General features: G+C 67.0%; 17 protein-coding genes and 2 rRNA genes. 9 read left to right on the plus strand and 10 right to left on the minus strand.

What is annotated here, in order from left to right; genetic code table 11:
• Window positions 1–76 precede the first annotated feature (76 nt).
• Together ORV05_RS08250 and rrf are read left to right on the plus strand one after the other, a co-directional pair.
• A 23S ribosomal RNA gene (locus ORV05_RS08250) occupies window positions 77–3,187 on the plus strand.
• 83 nt (window positions 3,188–3,270) lie between these two features.
• A 5S ribosomal RNA gene (gene rrf, locus ORV05_RS08255) occupies window positions 3,271–3,387 on the plus strand.
• A 132-nt stretch (window positions 3,388–3,519) separates the two neighbouring features.
• Here rrf and ORV05_RS08260 read toward each other — a convergent pair.
• A complete protein-coding gene (locus tag ORV05_RS08260) occupies window positions 3,520–3,930 on the minus strand; it encodes a nuclear transport factor 2 family protein (protein WP_268757846.1) in 411 nt (136 codons plus the stop codon).
• A 104-nt stretch (window positions 3,931–4,034) separates the two neighbouring features.
• Here ORV05_RS08260 and ORV05_RS08265 point away from each other — a divergent pair, with 104 nt between their 5' ends.
• A complete protein-coding gene (locus ORV05_RS08265; RefSeq protein WP_268757847.1) occupies window positions 4,035–4,586 on the plus strand; it encodes a TetR/AcrR family transcriptional regulator in 552 nt (183 codons plus the stop codon).
• Between the two features lie 105 nt (window positions 4,587–4,691).
• Here ORV05_RS08265 and ORV05_RS36475 read toward each other — a convergent pair whose 3' ends face one another.
• From ORV05_RS36475 to ORV05_RS08295, 7 genes are all read right to left on the minus strand, one after another.
• Entirely contained in the window at window positions 4,692–4,847 is a 156-nt protein-coding gene (locus ORV05_RS36475; RefSeq protein ID WP_407652728.1) for an FAD-dependent monooxygenase, read from the minus strand.
• Window positions 4,778–5,482 carry a TetR/AcrR family transcriptional regulator gene (locus tag ORV05_RS08270; RefSeq protein WP_268757848.1) on the minus strand — a complete coding sequence of 235 codons (705 nt, stop codon included), beginning with the start codon at window positions 5,480–5,482 and terminating at the stop codon, window positions 4,778–4,780. Before ORV05_RS08270 ends, ORV05_RS36475 begins: the two co-directional genes overlap by 70 nt.
• A 26-nt stretch (window positions 5,483–5,508) precedes the next feature.
• A complete protein-coding gene (locus tag ORV05_RS08275; RefSeq protein ID WP_268757849.1) occupies window positions 5,509–6,504 on the minus strand; it encodes a VOC family protein in 996 nt (331 codons plus the stop codon).
• The gene (locus tag ORV05_RS08280) at window positions 6,501–7,343 is read right to left on the minus strand and encodes an alpha/beta fold hydrolase (RefSeq protein ID WP_268757850.1); all 843 of its coding nucleotides are present in this window, start codon (window positions 7,341–7,343) and stop codon (window positions 6,501–6,503) included. Before ORV05_RS08280 ends, ORV05_RS08275 begins: the two co-directional genes overlap by 4 nt.
• Window positions 7,340–8,917, minus strand: coding sequence for a bifunctional 3-(3-hydroxy-phenyl)propionate/3-hydroxycinnamic acid hydroxylase (locus ORV05_RS08285; RefSeq protein ID WP_268757851.1), 1,578 nt, complete (start codon window positions 8,915–8,917; stop codon window positions 7,340–7,342). The genes ORV05_RS08280 and ORV05_RS08285 overlap by 4 nt, the downstream gene beginning before the upstream one ends.
• A gap of 169 nt (window positions 8,918–9,086) precedes the next feature.
• Window positions 9,087–9,953 (minus strand): class I SAM-dependent methyltransferase, encoded by an 867-nt coding sequence (locus ORV05_RS08290; protein ID WP_268757852.1) that lies wholly within the window; start codon window positions 9,951–9,953, stop codon window positions 9,087–9,089.
• 97 nt (window positions 9,954–10,050) lie between these two features.
• Window positions 10,051–10,641: a helix-turn-helix domain-containing protein gene (locus tag ORV05_RS08295; protein WP_268757853.1), complete on the minus strand. Its 591-nt coding sequence runs from the start codon at window positions 10,639–10,641 to the stop codon at window positions 10,051–10,053.
• 99 nt (window positions 10,642–10,740) lie between these two features.
• Between ORV05_RS08295 and ORV05_RS08300 the strand changes: the two genes are divergently transcribed.
• Window positions 10,741–11,742 (plus strand): NAD(P)/FAD-dependent oxidoreductase, encoded by a 1,002-nt coding sequence (locus ORV05_RS08300; RefSeq protein ID WP_268757854.1) that lies wholly within the window; start codon window positions 10,741–10,743, stop codon window positions 11,740–11,742.
• A 78-nt stretch (window positions 11,743–11,820) separates the two neighbouring features.
• Window positions 11,821–13,410 (plus strand): MFS transporter, encoded by a 1,590-nt coding sequence (locus ORV05_RS08305; RefSeq protein ID WP_268757855.1) that lies wholly within the window; start codon window positions 11,821–11,823, stop codon window positions 13,408–13,410.
• A 433-nt stretch (window positions 13,411–13,843) separates the two neighbouring features.
• Here ORV05_RS08305 and ORV05_RS08310 read toward each other — a convergent pair whose 3' ends face one another.
• Window positions 13,844–14,572: an SDR family oxidoreductase gene (locus tag ORV05_RS08310; protein ID WP_268757857.1), complete on the minus strand. Its 729-nt coding sequence runs from the start codon at window positions 14,570–14,572 to the stop codon at window positions 13,844–13,846.
• Window positions 14,565–15,200 carry a TetR family transcriptional regulator gene (locus ORV05_RS08315; RefSeq protein ID WP_268757858.1) on the minus strand — a complete coding sequence of 212 codons (636 nt, stop codon included), beginning with the start codon at window positions 15,198–15,200 and terminating at the stop codon, window positions 14,565–14,567. Before ORV05_RS08315 ends, ORV05_RS08310 begins: the two co-directional genes overlap by 8 nt.
• A 210-nt stretch (window positions 15,201–15,410) precedes the next feature.
• Between ORV05_RS08315 and ORV05_RS08320 the strand changes: the two genes are divergently transcribed.
• From ORV05_RS08320 to ORV05_RS08335, 4 genes are read left to right on the plus strand one after another with little or no spacing between them, the layout of a single operon-like run.
• Window positions 15,411–16,760, plus strand: coding sequence for an MFS transporter (locus tag ORV05_RS08320; RefSeq protein WP_268757859.1), 1,350 nt, complete (start codon window positions 15,411–15,413; stop codon window positions 16,758–16,760).
• A 33-nt stretch (window positions 16,761–16,793) separates the two neighbouring features.
• Window positions 16,794–17,729 carry a 3-carboxyethylcatechol 2,3-dioxygenase gene (locus ORV05_RS08325; RefSeq protein WP_268757860.1) on the plus strand — a complete coding sequence of 312 codons (936 nt, stop codon included), beginning with the start codon at window positions 16,794–16,796 and terminating at the stop codon, window positions 17,727–17,729.
• Window positions 17,726–18,628, plus strand: coding sequence for an alpha/beta fold hydrolase (locus ORV05_RS08330; RefSeq protein WP_268757861.1), 903 nt, complete (start codon window positions 17,726–17,728; stop codon window positions 18,626–18,628). Before ORV05_RS08325 ends, ORV05_RS08330 begins: the two co-directional genes overlap by 4 nt.
• Complete coding sequence (locus ORV05_RS08335) at window positions 18,625–19,419, plus strand: 2-keto-4-pentenoate hydratase (RefSeq protein ID WP_268757862.1); 795 nt, start codon at window positions 18,625–18,627, stop codon at window positions 19,417–19,419. The genes ORV05_RS08330 and ORV05_RS08335 overlap by 4 nt, the downstream gene beginning before the upstream one ends.
• Window positions 19,420–19,421 lie beyond the last annotated feature (2 nt).

The following is a 19,421-nucleotide window of genomic DNA, read 5'->3' on the forward strand; positions in this document are numbered from 1 at the left end:
TGGGCCGGTTTTGCCGGTGGGTGGTTGTTTCTGGTGTGGTGTTTGAGAACTGTAGAGTGGATGCGAGCATCTTTGTGGTCAAGTTGTTATGGGCACATGGTGGATGTCTTGGCATCAGGAGCCGATGAAGGACGTGGGAGGCTGCGATAAGCCTCGGGGAGCTGCCAACCGAGCTGTGATCCGAGGGTGTCCGAATGGGGAAACCCAGCACCTGTTATGAGGTGTTACCTGCTGGTGAATATATAGCCGGTATGGAGGGAACGCGGGGAAGTGAAACATCTCAGTACCCGTAGGAAGAGAAAACAAGTGTGATTCCGTGAGTAGTGGCGAGCGAAAGCGGAGGAGGCTAAACCGTATGCATGTGATACCTGTCAGGGGTTGTGTGTGCGGGGTTGTGGGACCTGTCTTCCCAGATCTGACAGTCTGGGCGTGATGCTGCGCGGCTAGTGGAACAGCCTGGGATGGTTGACCGGAGTGGGTGAGAGTCCCGTACGCGAAAGTCGTGTTGGTGTTGTGTGATGGTGTTCCCGAGTAGCAGCGAGCTCGTGGAATTTGCTGTGAATCTGCCGGGACCACCCGGTAAGCCTAAATACTTCCTGGTGACCGATAGCGGACTAGTACCGTGAGGGAAAGATGAAAAGTACCCCGGGAGGGGAGTGAAAGAGTACCTGAAACCGTGTGCCTACAAGCCGTCAGAGCCTTTGGGTGATGGCGTGCCTTTTGAAGAATGAGCCTGCGAGTTAGTGCTGCGTGGCGAGGTTAACCCGTGTGGGGTAGCCGTAGCGAAAGCGAGTCTGAATAGGGCGTTTGAGTCGCGTGGTCTAGACCCGAAGCGGAGTGATCTACCCATGGCCAGGGTGAAGCGCCGGTAAGACGGTGTGGAGGCCCGAACCCACCAGGGTTGAAAACCTGGGGGATGAGTTGTGGGTAGGGGTGAAAGGCCAATCAAACTCCGTGATAGCTGGTTCTCCCCGAAATGCATTTAGGTGCAGCGTCGTGTGTTTCTCTCTGGGGGTAGAGCTACTGGATGGCCTAGGGGCCTTACCGGGTTACCGAAGTCAACCAAACTCCGAATACCAGAGAGTGAGAGCGCGGCAGTGAGACGGCGGGGGATAAGCTTCGTCGTCGAGAGGGAAACAGCCCAGAACACCGGCTAAGGCCCCGAAGTGTGTGCTCAGTGGGAAAGGATGTGGGATTGCCCAGACAACCAGGAGGTTGGCTTAGAAGCAGCCACCCTTGAAAGAGTGCGTAATAGCTCACTGGTCAAGTGGTCCTGCGCCGACAATGTAGCGGGGCTTAAGCACACCGCCGAAGCCGTGTCATTGACACAATAGATCCGCGCAGCTCTTTGTGGGTTGTGTGTAGTCGTGTTGATGGGTAGGGGAGCGTCCTGCATCCAGTGAAGCCGTGACGTAAGTTAGCGGTGGAGGGTGTGGGAGTGAGAATGCAGGCATGAGTAGCGAATGCAGAGTGAGAACCTCTGCCGCCGGATGACCAAGGGTTCCTGGGTCAAGTTAATCTGCCCAGGGTGAGTCGGGACCTAAGGCGAGGCCGACAGGCGTAGTCGATGGACAACGGGTTGATATTCCCGTACCCGCGTGTGTTCGCCCATAGCGAGGCGCCGGATACTAACCACCCGAGCTGGCTGCTGATCTTCGGATTGGTGGTTGGTGAGCGTGGGGCCTGATGGTGTAGTAGTTAAGCGATGGGGTGACGCAGGAAGGTAGCTCCGCCAGTGAGTGGTTGTACTGGTGTAAGCGTGTAGGCCGGAACGTAGGTAAATCCGTGTTCCATATGGGCTGAGACGTGATGCGTAGCCGTTGAGGTGAAGTAGAGTGATCCTATGCTGCCGAGAAAAGCCTCTAGCGAGAACATGTGTGGCCCGTACCCCAAACCGACACAGGTGGTCAGGTAGAGAATACTAAGGCGATCGGGTGAACTGTGGTTAAGGAACTCGGCAAAATGCCCCCGTAACTTCGGGAGAAGGGGGGCCAAAGCACTTGAAGCCCTTCGCGGGCTAGGGTGAGTTGGCCGCAGAGACCAGCGGAAAGCGACTGTTTACTAAAAACACAGGTCCATGCGAAGTCGTAAGACGATGTATATGGACTGACGCCTGCCCGGTGCTGGAACGTTAAGAGGACCGGTTAGCCTTTCGGGGCGAAGCTGAGAATTTAAGCGCCAGTAAACGGCGGTGGTAACTATAACCATCCTAAGGTAGCGAAATTCCTTGTCGGGTAAGTTCCGACCTGCACGAATGGCGTAACGACTTTCCGGCTGTCTCAACCACAGGCCCGGCGAAATTGCATTACGAGTAAAGATGCTCGTTACGCGCGGCAGGACGGAAAGACCCCGGGACCTTTACTATAGCTTGGTATTGGTTTTCGGTTCGGTTTGTGTAGGATAGGTGGGAGACTGTGAAGCGGGGACGCTAGTTCTCGTGGAGTCGTTGTTGAAATACCACTCTGATCGGATTGGGAATCTGAACCTCGGACCGTGATCCGGTTCAGGGACAGTGCCTGGTGGGTAGTTTAACTGGGGCGGTTGCCTCCTAAAGAGTAACGGAGGCGCCCAAAGGTTCCCTCAGCCTGGTTGGCAATCAGGTGTTGAGTGTAAGTGCACAAGGGAGCTTGACTGTGAGACTGACAGGTCGAGCAGGGACGAAAGTCGGGACTAGTGATCCGGCACCTCCTGGTGGAAGGGGTGTCGCTCAACGGATAAAAGGTACCCCGGGGATAACAGGCTGATCTTGCCCAAGAGTCCATATCGACGGCATGGTTTGGCACCTCGATGTCGGCTCGTCGCATCCTGGGGCCGGAGTAGGTCCCAAGGGTTGGGCTGTTCGCCCATTAAAGCGGCACGCGAGCTGGGTTTAGAACGTCGTGAGACAGTTCGGTCCCTATCCGCCGCGCGCGTAGGAGACTTGAGGAAGGCTGTCCCTAGTACGAGAGGACCGGGACGGACGAACCTCTGGTATGCCAGTTGTCACGCCAGTGGCATGGCTGGTTGGCTACGTTCGGAAGGGATAACCGCTGAAGGCATCTAAGCGGGAAGCCTGTTCCAAGATGAGGTCTCCCACCCCTTTGTGGGTTAAGGCCCCCTAGAGACGATGGGGTTGATAGGCCAGAAATGGACGCACAGTAATGTGTTTTCGAGTTGACTGGTACTAATAGGCCGAGGACTTGTCTACAAAGGTGCTACGCATCCACTCTATGGTTCTGAAACACCACGCGACCCTGTTTATTGGATAGTGGTTGTGTGTGATCATAATGTTTCGGTGGTCATGGCGGTGGGGAAACGCCCGGTTCCATTCCGAACCCGGAAGCTAAGCCCACCAGCGCCGATGGTACTGCACTCGAAGGGGTGTGGGAGAGTAGGACACCGCCGAACACTCTTTATGGCCCTCGGGGCCCTGGTTGAGAACCCTGTGAAGGGGTTTTCCCAGGGCCTCGAGGCTTTTTTCATGCCCGGAACCGGGTGGGCACTTCGACCTCGTGTGGACGGAGGATCGCCGCCGTCCGGTCACATCAGCTGGTGCGTCGCCAATGTCATCGGGTTCATGTAGTCGCGGAAGCACGACACCTGTCCGTCGCGCCGCGTGATGAACCAGACGCAGCTGATCTCAACCGGTGTGCCGTCGGCGGTCCGGTGGTGGCCGTCGCCTTCGATGATGACCTCGTCGCCGACTTCGCGTACTCGGACGTTGTCGAAGGATCCGAAGCGCAGGCGCCCGGTGTCGGCGTCGAAGACCTCACGCAGGCGGGCGGCGATCGCGTCCCGCCCCTCGATCCGGCGTTCAGCCTCCCTGGCCGAGAAGGGGAATTCGTGCACGGCATCGGGGGCGTAGATGCGCGCCCAGCCGTCGACGTCGCCGGCGGCGAGGCAGCCGAACGCCTCGGCCAGCCAGCCGGGAACAACGGACACAGGTGCCATGGCATCCTCCAGTAGAATTTCGGACCGTGAGTCCAGAACACGCTAACAGGTTTTCGGACCAAGGGTCCGAAAGTCGCGTCCGGCGCGGCCGTCCCCCCGTCCCCTTGGCGCGCGTCCTGACCGCCGCCGAGGCGCTCTTCGCCGATACCGACACCCCGGGCTCGGTCACGATGGACGCCATCGCCACCGCGGCCGGCATCGGCAAGGGCACCCTGTTCCGGGCTTTCGGCAGCCGTGACGGCCTGCTCGACGCGCTGTCGGACGCGAAGTTCACGCCGGTGCGCCAGGCCGCGGAGGGACGGCAGCCGCCGCTGGGATCCGACGCGCCGACACGGGAGCGGATCATCGCGTTCCTCGACGCGGTGCTCACCTTCAAGCTGAACAACCGTCATCTCATCCGTGCACGAGAAGTCACCTCCACCGGAGCACTGCGAACCGAGCGTTACCTGTGGATGCAGGACACGCTGCGGACCCTGATCGCCGACGCCATGCCCGCGGCGACCGGCGGCGACGCCGGATACACCGCCCACGCCCTGCTCGCCGCGATCCACATCGACCTTGTCGAGGAATTGCTCGCCAGCGGACGTACACCCGAACAGATCCGCCACTCTCAGGCGGCCTTCGCACGAGCGGTTATCACCGTCACGCCGAGATGACGCACCCGGCCGCCCGGCTCGTCGGCGCCGCTGAGAATGCCCTTGGATGCACCTGCCGTCCGAAGGTCACCACATGCGCCGGGTTCTTCCGCGGCTTCCACCGCCTCATCTCAGCCGGTCAACGGTTGTGATCGGATTGTCGGGCAGGTCGACCACGAGCCAGCGGGTCGAGGGCGACTGCCCGTCGAAGCTCACCTGCCTGTACTTGCGGGTGCGGCTTCTTCCGCCGTCGCGGCCGGCGAGGTAGTCGGCGCGGAACACGGCCTGATCGCCGTGGGCGTAGCGAGTTGTTCGGCGGCGGCCAGGATGCCGCGGGCGTGGAGTTCGAACAGGCGGATGAGGTCGACGCTTTCGCCGCCGATTTCCTTGGCGATGAACAGGCCGTCGGCGGCGGCAATGGCGTAGGTGGTGAGGAGCTGGACGGCGTCCTCGTCGAGGTCGCCGTCCAGCTCCCGGACAATGCCCGCGACGTACCGGTGGGTCGTTTCGCGGGCCTGGAGGAACATGGTGCGGGCGCTGGGTTCCTGGGGGCGGTGTTCGAGGGCGAGCATGAGCCCGAGCCGGAGGAAGTCCGGTGCTTCGAGCAGGGCCTTCGCCACCGAGAAGGCCAGGGTCCTGACGCGCTGCCGGGCCGGGTCGCGGCCGGTGTCCGAGAGCGACACCGCGTCGAGCCAGGTGGTGAAGCTGCGTTCGATGACCGCGGCGATCAGCTCGTCCTTGTCCTTGAAGTGCCAGTAGATGGAGCTGGCGGGCAGTCCGCACTTGGCGCTGACGAGGGCGATGCTGGTGCCGTCGTAGCCGCGTTCACCGGCCACCTCGACGGCGGCGTCGAGAATCCTGCGGCGGGACTCCTCTCCGTTGGCGCGTTTGCGCCGGGTGGCTCGCGGGTCGGTCATGGTTCCACTGTAGTGATTGCTACAGCTCAGTCGTCGGGGATGCCGTCCTCGGCCAGGGCGGGCACGGTGTCCTCCCGTTCTCGCAGGGAGCGGGCAGCCCGCGCGAACTGGGTGAGTTTGTCGAGGATGGTCTGCCCGACGGGTGTGTGGCCCCAGATGCTGATGCCCTGGTGGGTGGTGGGTTTCCAGGTGGTTTCGTCGACGACGATGGGGTTCCAGCCGACTTCGAATTCGAAGCCGGAGGGGGTGCGGGCGTAGTAGGACAGTTCCCTGTCGTTGGTGTGCTGCCCGACGGACAGGGCCATGCCGAACCCGAGTTCTTGCACCCGCTGGTAGGACTGGGTCAGGTCGTCGAGTCCGGCGACCTGGATGTTGAGGTGCTGGACGCGGGTGCGGATGGGGTCCAGGCGCAGTCCGCGGGTGGCGGCGAGCGCGATGGAGTGGTGGCGCTGGTTGACGCGCAGGAAGCGGATCTTGAGTTTCATTCCGCTGATGGTTTCGTCGATGTAGTCGGACAGGCGGGCGTCGAAGACGGTGTTGTAGTAGCCGCGCAGTTGTTCCGGTCTGGTGGTGGTGAGGGCGACGTGGCCCATGCCCGCCTCGCCGGTGACGAACCCGGTGGCGCGCATCGACAGGGGCCGTCCGGAGCGGAGCGGGTTGGTGAAGATCTCCTGGGTGAGGCCTTTCGGGCCCGGGAAGCGCCAGAGCCGTTCGACGCCGCGCAGGGCGGCTTCCTCGGCGCTCGCTTCCCGGAGAGGCACTCCGCGGTCGGCGACGCGGTTGAGGATGTGGTCGAAGGTCTCGTGGTCGTCGATCTGCCAGCCGAGGGTGGTGACGTCTTCGGCGGGGCCCCAGCGCAGCAGGAACCGGCAGTCGTTCTCGTCCAGCCGGAAGCGCATCGTGCCGGAGTCGGGTTCGTCGGCGTGCATTCCGATGGCGTCGCGGCCGAAGCGGTGCCAGTCGGTGAACTTCTGCGTCTCGATGACGAGGTAGCCGAGGTGGACGGCGCCGAAGACGTTCATGCGGTCTCCTCGAAGAAGGTGCGGACGGCGGCGTTGAACAACTCGGCGCGTTCCCACTGGACCCAGTGCCCGGTGTTGGCGACGAGCAGCAGGTCGCAGTTCGGCATGGTGCGGGCCAGGGTGTGGCCGCCGCCGGGGCGGTTGACCTTGTCCTGTGCGCCCCAGATCACCAGCGTGCGGGTGCGTAACCGGGACAGGCGCCGGTCGCGGGTGAAGTCCATGCGCCACAGGGCTTTGAGCGAGGAAGGGCGGCGAAGGGGCGGGTCGGCGACGACCTCGGGGTCGATGCTGGCCTGGTAGCGCGCTTCGATGGTCTCGGCGGGGACGGCGCTGCCGTCGAAGACGAGGTGGTCGCGGATGAACTCCTCGAGCTTGCGCCTGCTCGGCCCGTCGCCGCGGTAGTAGTTCAGCAGTTTCTGCAGGCCGGGTGTGGGCAGGGCCCTGGTGGTGCCGATGCCGCCGGGGCCCATCAGTACCTGCCGGTCGACGCGGCCGGGGTGGTCCAGCGCCAGGCGCAGCGCCGCGGAGGCGCCGTAGGAGTTGCCGATCACGTGGGCCGAGCGCAGGCCGAGTTCGTCGAGCAGCCCGCGCAGGGCGGCGGCGAGGTCGCCGAAGGGGTCGCTGAGGTCGATGCCCTTGGTGGAGCGTCCGTAGCCGGGCAGGTCGGGCACGATGACGCGGTAGTGCTCGGCGAGGGGTTCGATGTTGCGCACGTAGTTGGACACCCCGGAGGCGCCGGGGCCGCCGCCGTGCAGGAGCAGGACGGCCGGGCCGTCGCCGGTTTCGGCGAGGAAGATCTCGCGGTTGCCGACCTGGTAGGTCTTCTCGGTGAGGTTCATGATGCGGCCACCTCCGGGGCGGGTCGGTCCGCGTCGAGCCGGAGGCCGCGCGGGGGAGCGGGTAAGGGCCGGCCGGGGGCGGTCGCGGCGTAGACGACGCTGTCCGGCCGCAGCACCAGGGCCGTCGCACGCTTCTCGGCCAGCCAGCCGCCGAGCAGTCCACTGCTGTCGATGACCGCGCCCGGGCGGGCGGGTGAACCGGCAGGCAGGACCCGCAGGGCCGCCAGCCCCACCCATCCGGGCAGGGCGGGGGCGGGCCCGCGGTGCAGCAGCGTCCACCGGCCGCCGGTGACCTCGTCGAGAAGCAGTTTTTCGCCGTTCTCGTCGAGGATCTCCGGCTGCGGGATCTTCCACCCCGTCGCGGACCGCCCGTCGTCGGCCAAGAATCCCTTGCGGTAGCGGCAGTCCGGGACCCAGAGGCTGTCGTGCATCCGCTGCCTGACGGCGGGGGCGGCCTCGGCCGCGCGGAAGATCACGTCGCGGACCTTGGTCACCGCGGGGCGGCGTTCGGTGATGATGCGCCCGACGAGCACCGCCCGCCGGGTGGTCGCCCGCACGTGCGGCTGCCGCTCGGTCTCGTAGGTGTCCAAAACGGACTCCGGCAGCACGCCCCGCAGGACACCGCTGAGTTTCCAGCAGAGGTTGTGCGCGTCGCGCACCCCGGACGCCATGCCCTGCCCGATCCACGGCGGCATCACGTGGGCCGCGTCGCCCGCCAGGAAGACCCGGCCGATCCGCCAGCGCGAGGCGAACCGGACATGGTGGCTGTAGACCACCGCGCGCAGGATCTCCACCTGCTCGGCCGAGATGCCCTGCCGGTTCAGCAGGCGCCACACCGCGTCCTCGGTGACCAGTTGCTCCTCGTCCTCGCCGGGGAGCACCGGGAACTCCCATCGGTGGTGGTCCAGCGGGGTGGGGCAGTCGACGGCGGGGCGGTCCGGGGCGCAGTGGAAGCGCAGCCGGTCGTGGCCGGGCCACGGCTGGAGCATCTTCGTGTCGACGACCACCCAGTGGTCCTCGTAGGTGCGCCCGTCGAAGCCCACGCCCAACTGGCCGCGGGTGGGGCTGGAGCCGCCGTCGGCGGCGATCACGTAGGAGGCGGTGATCCGCTTGATCTCCTCGGTGCGCAGGTCGACCACCATGAGTTCGACCCGGTCGCCACGCGGGAACACCCGCACGCACTCGTGCTCCAGCCGCAGTTCCACGTTCGGATACCGCTGCACACCCTCACGCAGAACGCGTTCCAGAGCGGGCTGGTAGAGGAACATCTGCGGCGGATGACCATGCCCGCGGGGGGTGAACGAGGCGCTGATGAACGGCCGGCCGTTGCGGTCGACGAAGTCCAGGGGCCGTTCGGCCAGCATGTCCTGCTTGAGCCGCTCGGCCAGCCCGGCATGCTGCCAGATCCGCACGACCTCCTCGTCGGTGGAGATCGCGCGGGCCCGGGCGTAGATGTCGGCGTCCCGTTCGATGACGGCCACCGACAGGCCGTCCGCGCCGAGCAGGTTGGCCGCGGTGACCCCGGTCGGGCCGTAGCCGATCACGGCCACGTCGTAGTGCGGGTACTCGGTCACGACGATGTGCCTCCGAGAGTTCCTGAGCAATTCCTGTAGTGAACACTCCAGTAGTTACTGGAATGGTTGCTACAGTAAGGTGCGTCACCAGCGACGTCAACGCCGGGAAGCAATCCGGATGTCCGAGAAGGTCAGCCGCGTCTCAGGTCGCGGCGAGCGGCCTTCCTCCTCAGGTGCGGCGTGCGGCCCAGACGGAACGCTTGGTGCGGACCGCGAGGTCGTCACGCCGCGGGAGGCTGTGCGGGCTGTCGACGTCGAGCAGCCGGTCGAGCGCGACGAGGTCCTCGGTGTCGAGTTCGGCGGCGACCGCGTCGCGAACGCGTTGCAGCGCAACGAGGGCGTACTGGCCGATCGCCGCGTTGCCGGCGCCCTTGACGTCCACGTCAACGATGAGCTCGCCCTCCACTGCGAATCCGGCGGCGGTGAGCATCGGTCCCCAGTCAGCGCCGCGGTGGGGGAGGTGCTGGGCGTGGAGCCGGTCGCTCACGGCATGGACGCGGTCTTCCAGGCCGGGCCGGTCGGCGGGTGCGGTGCTGGGCAGGAAGCGGGGAAGGCCCGCCATCTCGACCACGACGAACAGGCCGCCGGGCGCGAGCAGGTCGTGCACGGAGCGCAGGGTGTGGTCGGGATCAGCCATGTGGTGCAGGGAGCCCGAGGCCCACACGAGGTCCGGGGTGCCGAGGTCGGGCCAGGTGGCGTCGTCGAGGTTGGCGAGCACCGTGCGAACGTGCCCGTCCACCCCGCGGGCGCACGCCTTCTCGCTGAGCCGCTGCAGGTGGCCGGGCGAGGTGTCCACGGCTGTGCCATGCGCCTCGGGGAATTGGTCGAGTAGGGCGAACGTGCCCGCTCCGGTCCCCGAGGCGAGGTCGACGAACTGACGCGGGCCGCCGTGCAGGGGGAGCCACCTGATGATGTCGCTGGTGTGCTCGGCGAGAACTTCCGCGTCCAGCTCGAGGATCTCCGCCTGCGCGCTGTCCGCGTCGTGGTGGTGGCCGTGATTGTGGTGGCCCTGGTGCTGGGCATGCGCGTGCGTCATGCTGCCACGGTAGAAGTGCTATGCCTTTTCCGCCTATTGTCTTGCGTATTTCGCAAGAAAGCGGGCTCGCGCGATGCTGTGGACACAAGTGGTGCCGTTATGAGCCGAGGTCGTCGGTGTCTTCGGAGTCGGCGTTCTCGCGATGTCCGCGACGGGCGTCCCGGTCGAAGATGAACATGACGTCGCACGGGCGACCTTCCGCGCCGATGGCGTGCGGCATCATGGTCGGGAACTCGGCGGCACGATTGGTTTCGACGCGGAAGCGGCGGTCGCCGAGCAACAGGGTCGCCGTGCCGGACAGTACGACGAGCCACTCCCTGCCCGGATGGGCGCGCATCTTGGCGGGATTGTCCGGCGGCGGCTCGGTCAACCGCCGGCGCATGACGCTCATGGCCGGGTCGCCCTTCATCGGCCAGCTCAGGCCGTTGGCGCCGTGGTTCATCGGACTGATGACGACATCATCCGCCGCGGTCTCGACCAACTGGTCGATGGTGGTGTCCAAGGCGCGGGCCAGTGCGACGAGCTGGTCCAGCGCCAGGCGGCGCTGGCCGTTCTCGATGCGGCTCAGCGAGGACTGTCCAAGGTGGACCCGCTTGGCCAATTCCTCCAGGGACAGGCCCTGTGCGACCCGCAGTGCCCGGATCCGTTTGCGCACGAGGCCGTCCAGCGCGCCTTCTTCTTGCGTCATAGACAAGATGTTATGCCAGTTCTGCAAACTCTGCTTAGCATCGTGGCAGATGGTCCTGGAACGACTCGGGCCACGCACGAGGAGAAAGGGCGCGCCGAGATGTCTGTACAGACTTCCGCGTACGCGAGCGACGCACTGACCGGTGAGACCGTGGACGCGGTGGTGATCGGCGGGGGAGCCGCCGGCCTGAACGGTGCGCTGATGCTCGCCCGCTCTCGCCGCTCCGTCGTCGTGGTCGACAGCGGCAATCCCCGCAACGCACCGGCCGAGGCCATGCACGGCTTCATCGTGCTGGACGGTACGCCGCCCGCCGAGATCCTGGAGCGCGGCCGCGAGCAGGTGCGCCACTACGGCGGCAAGGTCGTCTTCGGTGAGGTGACCGCGGCGGAACCCGCCGAGGCGTCGGACGACGGCGACCTGCGCTTCACCGTCACCCTGTCCGGCAACAGGACCATCACGGCACGCCGGGTCCTGGTGGCCACCGGTCTGCGGGACGTGCTGCCCGACGTGCCGGGGCTCGCCGAGCACTGGGGCCATGGTGTCGTGCACTGCCCGTACTGCCACGGGTGGGAAGTGCGGGACGAGGCCATCGGCGTCCTCGCCACCGGCCCCGCGTCCGTCCACCACGCCCTGCTGTTCCGGCAGCTGAGCGACGACCTCGTCTACTTCACCCGCGACAACGAGCTCGACGAGAACACCCGCGAACGCTTTGCCGCCAGGGGTATCCGCATCGTCGACATCGCGGTGGAAGAGGTACTGGCGGCCGACGACGGCAGCGTCGCCGGCCTGCGCCTGGCCGACGGTTCGGTCATCGCCAGGAGCATTCTCGCGGTCGCCACCCGGATGCAGGCCCGCACCGACGGACTGGACGGGCTGAAGCTGCCGATGGAGGACCTGCCCGGCAACATGGGCCGCCGCTTCGTGTCCGGGCCGGCCGGAACGACCGACGTGCCCGGCGTGTGGGTGGCCGGCAACGCCACCGACCCGGCCGCCCAGGTCGGAGCCTCCGCCGCGGCCGGTGCCCTGGCCGCCGCGCACATCAACTCACTGCTCGTCACGGCCGACACCGACGCGGCGCTGAACCGCGTCACCACCGGCTGACCTTCACTTCCCCCAACCACTTCCGGCGCCGGGCACCGCCCGGCGCCGTGATGTGCCATGCCCTTCTGAGAGGAACCGATGAGCACCAACCAGCCCGCACAGGGGCCTGCCACACCGGACGCGCGTCAGCTGCGGACCATCCTCATCTCCGTGTCCATCTCGTTGATGGCCGTCGTCGCCTCGGTCTCGGGCCTCAACGTCGCGCAGACCCACATGGCCGTCGAATTCGGGGCCTCGCTGGGCACGGTTCTCTGGATCATCAACAGCTACACCCTGACCCTGGCCGCGTTGCTGCTGCCGCTCGGCGCGATCGGTGACCGCCTGGGCCGCAAGCCCATGCTGACCGCCGGGCTCACGTTGTTCGGCATCGCGAACGTGGGGGCGGCACTGTCCCCGACGGCTGAGGTCATGATCGCGGCCCGCGCGATCAGCGGTGCCGGCGCCGCGATCATCATGCCGATCACCCTGGCCGTCATCACCTCCACCTTCCCCGAGGAACGGCGCGGCAAAGCCATCGGCGTGTGGACGGCCGTCGCGGGAGGCGGCGGCATCCTGGGCATGTTCCTTTCCGCGTTCCTGGTCGACATCGCTGACTGGCGCTGGCTGTTCGCGCTCCCGACCGCGCTGATCGTCGCGGCGCTCGTGACGACGGTGAAGTCGGTGCCCAACTCCCGCGAGCGCTCGGCTCGCCCCTTCGACACCGTCGGCGCGCTGCTCTCCACCGTCGCCGTCGTCGGCCTCATCTTCGTGCTGCAGGAGGGACCCGAACGCGGCTTGACCGCCCCCGAGACGTTGCTCAGCCTCGCCGTCGGCATCGTCGCCGGCATCGGCTTCGTGGTCTGGGAGCTGCGCCGCCGCGACGCCTCCCTGCTGGACGTGCGCCTGTTCCGGGAACGCGGCCTGGCGGGCGGCTCGCTCACGTTGCTCGTGGTCTTCGGCGTCCAGGCGGGTATCGGCGTGGTGCTGTTCCCGTTCTTCCAGGCCGTGCTCGGGTGGTCGGGACTGGTGTCGACGGCGGCCCTGATGCCCATGGCGATCTCGATGATGCTGGCCTCCGGCCTCGCGGCCAAGCTGGCCGAGCGCATCGGCTCCCGCGTGACCATGACCACCGGCGTCGCGCTGGCCGGCGTGGGACTGGTGTTCATGGGGCTGTTCGTCTCGGTGGAGGGCGGCTACTTGTCGATCCTGCCGGGGCTGGTCGCCATGGGCCTCGGCATGGGCCTGTCGATGACGCCGTCCACCGAGGCCATCACCGGCTCGCTGCCGCGAGACAAGCAGGGCGTCGCCTCCGCGCTCAACGACATCACCCGGGAGTTCGGCACCGCCCTGGGCGTCGCCCTGCTGGGCGCGCTCCTGTCCGCCGGCTACCGCGGCTCGATCGACGGCAAGCTGTCCGGTGTCCCCCAGGAGGCCGCGGACGTCGCCAGGGAAGGCGTCGCCAACGCCGTCGAGGTTTCGGGCAGCACCGGCTCGCACGCGACGCAGATCGTCCAGGCCGCTCGCGAGTCCTTTGTGGATGGATGGCGGCAGGCCATGTGGGCGGGAGCGGCCGTCATGGTGGTGTTGTCCGTCTACGTCGCCGTGCGAGGCCCGAAGAACCGGGTGCGCTCCGCTGCGGACGACGCCGAGACCGGTCTCGGGTCGAGCCGGGTCGAATCAGCCCTGTGACCGGGCCCTCAGGCGGCGAACGAGTCCTCGCACAGTGACTTTGAGCGATCAGGGCGTGGTGCTCCGGCTGATCGCCAGAACGACCACTATGGACAGCGGTGCCGGACACGAGTTTTCGCCGACTGTGCTCGGCCCCGGCCGACACGATGCTGCTTCCTGTCCGAACAGGATGGTTGGCCGGAACCTGGAAAGCCTGCGAATCGCGCCGTCCCGCGGAACCGTCGGCTGTCCGGTCCGGCGCGGCCGAAGGTGGGCACTGATCGCCGAGTTTCGTTGCAGGACGGTGAGTTGGTGGCGGAGGGTCAGGGCCGAACAGCCCCAAGCGCCTGAGGGTGGGACTCGCCGGGCGCCGACGCGTCGAGCCGACTTTGCCGGGGCCCTGCCCTTACGACACGCTCCCGCGTCCCACGATCCAGTGTTCGCCAACAGGCTCTCAGACCGACTTGGTCTCTCCGCCGTCAACGCGGAGGTTCTGTCCGGTCATATAGGCAGACTCCTCGCCGGCCAGGAAGCGTACGACCCGAGCGGCCTCCGCGGTGCTCTGCGCTCGACGCAGTGGGATGCCGCTCGTCCACTCGGCCGGGACCACGCTGGGGTCGTCCTTGGTCAGTCCGGTGAGCACGTTGTTCATCCGGATGCCCTGCGGGCCGTATTCGTTGGCGTACAGCTTGGTAAAAGAGGCCAGCGCCGCTCGCATCGTCACCGACACGGGGAACATCGGGCCGGGCTCGAAGGCGCCTGCGGTGGAGATGTTCACGATCGCGCCGCCGCCGGAGGCGACCAGGTGGGGCGTCACGAGGCGGGCCATGCGCACGACGTTCAGCAGGTAGAGGTCGACGCCCTCGAACCATTGCTCGTCCGTGATCTCAAGTACCGGGCCGCGTGCCGCGTGACCGCTGCTGTTGACGACCGCGTCGACCCGGCCGTAACGCGACACGGCGAGGTCGACGCACGCCTGAAGGTCCTCGATGCTGGTGTTCGAGCCGTCCAGACCAGCGCCCCCGAGCGATTCGGCCAGGGCCCGGGCCCGGCCCGACGGCGACATCGCGACCACCCGGTAGCCGTTCGCGGCGAACTCCCGCACGCACGCGGCACCGATTCCGGATCCGCCACCGACGACGATCGCGACCTTCTCGGAGGCGGGCGAGGAGGTCTCAGGCATGCTCGTACCCCTTCAGGCGGGTGGTGACCAGGGACTCGAGCGCGTCGGCAGCCAGCTCGGCGTACCGGGTGAAGTCGATGTCATCGCCGGCGGCCGCGGCTACCCGGAAGCCGTCGGTGAGCGCGCGCCCCATGACGGCCAGGTCGTGCGCCAACTCTTCCGCGACATCCTCCGGTACCTCCGGGTACGAGGCCCGCAGCTGGCAGGTGACGAACTGGAACATCTCCTTGCGGATGGCGAGGTACCGCTGCCGTGCGAGGTTGTCCTCCAGGCGCCGCTCGAACGCGAACACGAGACCGATGCTCCAGAACGCGGCGGCCGGCGCGGCCAGGCTCGCGGAGGCTGCCGCCGACTCGCTGATGCTGCGTCGTAGCAGGTCGCGCATGCTACCGATGGGCGCGTTGGCCTGCTTCCAGACCTCGAAGCAGTAGTCGAGCAGCTCGACGAAAAGTTGCTCCTTGTTCTGGAAGTGCCAGTAGACCGACCCGATCGGCAGACCCGACGCGCTGGCGACATCGGCCATGGTGGTGCCCTCGTACCCGGCCTCGACCGCACGCGAGAGCACGGCTTCGAGAATCGCCCGCTTCGACGACTCGGACGCCTGGCGGGTCTTCCGCCTCGTGGTCATCGATCCCCTCGCTGCTCTCGGACTGCAGTAGTTCTACCAAATCGGCGCCAACCCTTGACACCGGCGATGGCCATGGTCATTGTAATGGCGATTCTAGAACTCTGCTTCTAGGTTAGCTCTGACGGAACGCGACCCGGTACGCGGTCCACCTCATCCCAGCGGGCCACTGCAATGGCGCATGTCCGCTCGATCCGAGATAGAGAGACCTTCATGAGGATCAATGACCAGATCACTCAAGAGAAGATGAGCGGCCTACAGATCCGCGCCGTCAGCGTCGCGATCGCCCTGGTCGTACTCGACGGCTACGACGTTTCGCTCTCGTCGTTCGCCGCCCCGTACGTCGAGAAGGGCTTCGGGATCTCCAAGGCCGAACTCGGACTCGTCATGTCCGGCGCCCTGATCGGCATGCTCGTGGGCTCGATCATCGTCGCGCCGCTCGCCGATCGCATCGGCAGGCGCAAATTGGGCGTCATCTCCACCGTGACGATTGCGATCGGCATGCTCATCGGCCCGTTCGCGACGCGGGCGACCGGGACCGGGCCCCTCGTCGTGAGCCGCATCATCACCGGCATCGGCGTCGGCGCCCTGGTGGCCGCGGTCGGCGTCATCCTCGCCGAGTACACGGGCAAGCGCGTGTACTCGCTGGTGATGGCCATCTACGCCGCCGCGATCAACATCGGCGGGCTGCTCGGCTCCATGATCGTAGGCCCGATGCTCGGCGCACACGGCTGGCAGTTCGGCTGGTGGGTCGGATTCGCGCTGAGCGCGATCGCCGCGGTCGCCACGTTCGCCTTCCTCCCCGAATCGCTCGCCTGGCTCTCCGAGGGCCGTCACACGGACTCCCTGCAGCGGCTCAACGCGCTCCTGACGAAGATGCGCCGCCCCGCACTCGAAGCGCTCCCGGAGTCCGACTCGACGGGCGTCAAGGCGAAGGGCTCGCTGCGCACCGTGTTCACCGGCCGGACCGGCTTCTACACGCTGCTGATGGTCGTCGGGTACGTCGCGTACATGCTCAGCTTCTACTTCATGACGACCTGGGCGCCGAGCGCTGTCGCGTCCGCCAACCACAAACCGGCACTCGCCTCGCAGCTCGTCACCGCCTTCAGCATCGGCGGCATCCTCGGCAACGTGCTCTTCGGCTTCCTCGGCAGCAAGCTCAACGTCCGCTTCCTCGCCCCGGTCTTCTTGTTCCTGGCCACCGCCGCCCTGTCGCTGTTCGGCATCGCCGGCCCGGGAATGCCGACCGCCTGGTGGACCCTGTTCCTGGCCTCGTTCTTCGTCTGCGCGGGCACCGCCGCCTTCTACGCGATCGTCCCCACGCTGTACCCGACGCTGGCCCGCTCGACCGGTTTCGGTGTCGTCATCGGCGTCGGCCGGTTCGGCGGCATCGCGGCGCCGATCCTCGGCGGGGCGGCCTTCGACGCGGGCATGGGGATGGGGCAGGCCTTCACCGTCTTCGCTTTGCCCATGCTCGTCGCCGGCCTCTGCGTCGTGGGCCTGCACCTGGGCCTGCGCCGCTCTCCTGTACCGGATGCCCAGCTCGCCGGTACGTCCGCGTAGCAGCCGTCCACCACTTTCGAAGGGAAACAAGCCATGCCGCTGGCCGTCGCAGCGCTCTCCCATGCACCGTCCTTCGGCAACGTCGACCCGGGCGGGGAGACGTTCGCCGAGATCAATGCCGCCATCGACGAGGTCAGGGGGTTCGTCGCCGAGTACGGCCCCGACCTGGTCGTGGTGTTCGGGCCCGACCACTTCAACGGCCAGCTCTACTCGCTGATCACACCGTGGGTGATCGGTGCGGTCGCCGAAGGGGTCGGTGACTACGGCACCACCGCGGGGCCGCTCCCCGTCGACGGCGGCGCCGCCCGGGCCTTCCACACGGCCGTACTGGGTGAAGGCATCGACATCGGCCGCAGCGAGCGGATGAAGGTCGATCACGGCGTGGTGCAGCCGCTCGACTTCGTGTTCGGCAAGGGTTTCACGCAGCCGATCGTGCCGGTGTTCGTGAATGCGATCGGCCTGCCGCTTTCCCCCATGCGGCGGGTGCGCCTCATGGGGGAGGCGTTCGGCCGGGCCGCCCAGGCGATGGACAAGAAGGTGCTGTTCCTCGCCTCGGGCGGCATCTCCCACAGCCCGCCGATCCCTCGCTGGGAGGGTGCCCCCGACACCGTGCACGAGCGCTTGGTCAGGTATGCGCCCTCCCCCGAGGAACGGCACGAGCGCGAGCAGATGATCGTCCGGGGCATCCAGGCGATCGCCGACGGCAAGGCCCCGAGCGACCCGCTGAACGAGGAATGGGACACGCTCGTCCTCGACGTGCTCCGCTCCGGCGACCTCAATCCGGTCGACGACTGGGAGAACGGCTGGTTCCTGGCGGAGGGCGGCTCGGCCGCGCACGAGATGCGCAGCTGGATCGCCGCCTACGCGGCACTGTCCACGGCGGGCCCGTACCGCCTGGCCGTCGACCACTACTGGGCGGTCGAGAAGTGGGGCGCCGGCTTCGCGATCCAGGCGGCGGTGACCGCATGAACCGCGGCGGAAAGACACACCTCGCGACCTTCTGGGAGGAGATCGCGGACCTGGAGCACACGCTGCGGTACGTGGACGCGGGCGGCTACCGCACCCGGGTCCTCGACTGCGCCGGAGCGGGCCCCGGGGCGCAGACGGTCGTACTCGCCAACGGCACCAGCGGCCACATCGAGGCGTGGACGCAGAACATCCGCGCCTTCGTCGAGGCGGGCTTCCGGGTGGTCGGCTACGACTACCCTGGCCACGGCTACACCTCGCTGGCCGATCATCCGCTGGAGATCCGCGACTACGAGGAGCACCTGCTCGCGCTGCTCGACGCACTGGAGCTGGAGCGCGTGCACCTCGCCGGCGAGTCGCTGGGCGGGTGGCTCGCACTGAAGTTCGCGCCGAAGCACCCCGAGCGGCTGCACACGGTGATCCTTTCCGCGCCGGGCGGGCGGATGATCGCCGAACCGCGGCTGGACAAGACGCAGTCGGTGAGCACCCTGGCGGTGAGCGAGCCGACCTTCGACAACGTGAAGAAGCGCTTGCAGGTCGTGATCCACGACCCGGAGAACATCACCGACGAGCTGGTACGCATCCGCCAGGCGATCTACGCCCGGGACGGGTTCAGCATGGCGAACGTGTCCGCGCTGCGGGAGCCGGAGCGGCGGTGGCGCAACCGGGTCACGGACGAAGACTTCGCCGCGGTGCCGGTCCCAGCCCTGATGGTGTGGACCGACAACGAGCCGACCGGCGACGAGGCCGAGGGCGAGCGGCTGTGCGGACTGCTGCCGGACGGCGAGTACCTGCTGGTCCGCGGGGCCGCGCACTGGCCGCAGTGGGAGGGCGCGGCGGAGTTCAACGCCGCGGCGGTCGCCTTCCTGAAGAAGCACGCGTCCGGAAAGGACCGCCGGTGAGTGTCGCCAAGGAGACCATCAACCGGATCGCGCGCGAGCTGTTCGAGGCGAAGCGCGGCGTGTACACCGTGCCGTACGTGAGCCCCCGGCTCCCCGAGCGTGATCTCGATGCGGCGTACGCGATCTCCGCCGAGTTCGCCGCCCTCCGCGAGCGCGAGCTGGGGGTGAAGCGGGTGGGCCGCAAGGTCGGCCTGACCAACCCCCTCGTCCAGCAGCGCGTGGGTATCGATGAGCCCGACTACGGGATCATCCACGACGACATGGTGCACCCCTCGGGCTCGCATCTGCCGCTGTCGCGGTACAACCGGCTGCTGATCGAGGCAGAGGTCGCCTTCGTGCTGAAGAGCGACATCCTCGAGGCCTCCCGCGAGGGCGTCGAGGCCGCGATCGACTACGTGACGCCGGCGTTCGAGGTGGTCGACTTCCGCTACGGCGGTTCGGTCGGGCAGATCGTCGACACCATCGCGGACAACGCCGGCTGCAGCGGCATCGTGGTCGGCGAGGAGCAGCACCCGTACGGCGAGGTCGACCTCACCAAGGTGGAGATGGTCATCACCGGCGGCGCCACGGAGATCACCCGGGGCGTCGGCGGCAATGTGCTGGGGGACCCGGTCAACGCGGTGATCTGGCTGGCCGAGACCGCGATCCGCACCGGCGAACCGCTGCGGGCCGGCGAGGTGCTGCTGTCCGGGTCCATCGGCTACATCGAGCCGTGGCCCGCGGACGTCGAGTGCGTCGCCACCATCACCGGACTCGGTCGCGTGGTCGCGACCGCGGATTCGAAAGGCTGAAC

Origin of the sequence: Amycolatopsis cynarae, from assembly GCF_026802195.1 — a bacterium.
GTDB classification, from domain to species: domain Bacteria; phylum Actinomycetota; class Actinomycetes; order Mycobacteriales; family Pseudonocardiaceae; genus Amycolatopsis_E; species Amycolatopsis_E rhizosphaerae.

Bases quoted from the DNA above. Each gene is read 5' to 3' on its own strand.
- ORV05_RS08315 (WP_268757858.1), bottom strand. From the start codon at position 15,200: ATGACCACGAGGCGGAAGACCCGCCAGGCGTCCGAGTCGTCGAAGCGG.
- ORV05_RS08260 (WP_268757846.1), bottom strand. From the start codon at position 3,930: ATGGCACCTGTGTCCGTTGTTCCCGGCTGGCTGGCCGAGGCGTTCGGC.
- ORV05_RS08305 (WP_268757855.1), top strand. From the start codon at position 11,821: ATGAGCACCAACCAGCCCGCACAGGGGCCTGCCACACCGGACGCGCGT.
- ORV05_RS08290 (WP_268757852.1), bottom strand. From the start codon at position 9,953: ATGACGCACGCGCATGCCCAGCACCAGGGCCACCACAATCACGGCCAC.
- ORV05_RS08330 (WP_268757861.1), top strand. From the start codon at position 17,726: ATGAACCGCGGCGGAAAGACACACCTCGCGACCTTCTGGGAGGAGATC.
- ORV05_RS08310 (WP_268757857.1), bottom strand. From the start codon at position 14,572: ATGCCTGAGACCTCCTCGCCCGCCTCCGAGAAGGTCGCGATCGTCGTC.
- ORV05_RS08280 (WP_268757850.1), bottom strand. From the start codon at position 7,343: ATGAACCTCACCGAGAAGACCTACCAGGTCGGCAACCGCGAGATCTTC.
- ORV05_RS08320 (WP_268757859.1), top strand. From the start codon at position 15,411: ATGAGGATCAATGACCAGATCACTCAAGAGAAGATGAGCGGCCTACAG.
- ORV05_RS08270 (WP_268757848.1), bottom strand. From the start codon at position 5,482: ATGACCGACCCGCGAGCCACCCGGCGCAAACGCGCCAACGGAGAGGAG.
- ORV05_RS08325 (WP_268757860.1), top strand. From the start codon at position 16,794: ATGCCGCTGGCCGTCGCAGCGCTCTCCCATGCACCGTCCTTCGGCAAC.
- ORV05_RS08300 (WP_268757854.1), top strand. From the start codon at position 10,741: ATGTCTGTACAGACTTCCGCGTACGCGAGCGACGCACTGACCGGTGAG.
- ORV05_RS08275 (WP_268757849.1), bottom strand. From the start codon at position 6,504: ATGAACGTCTTCGGCGCCGTCCACCTCGGCTACCTCGTCATCGAGACG.
- ORV05_RS08295 (WP_268757853.1), bottom strand. From the start codon at position 10,641: ATGACGCAAGAAGAAGGCGCGCTGGACGGCCTCGTGCGCAAACGGATC.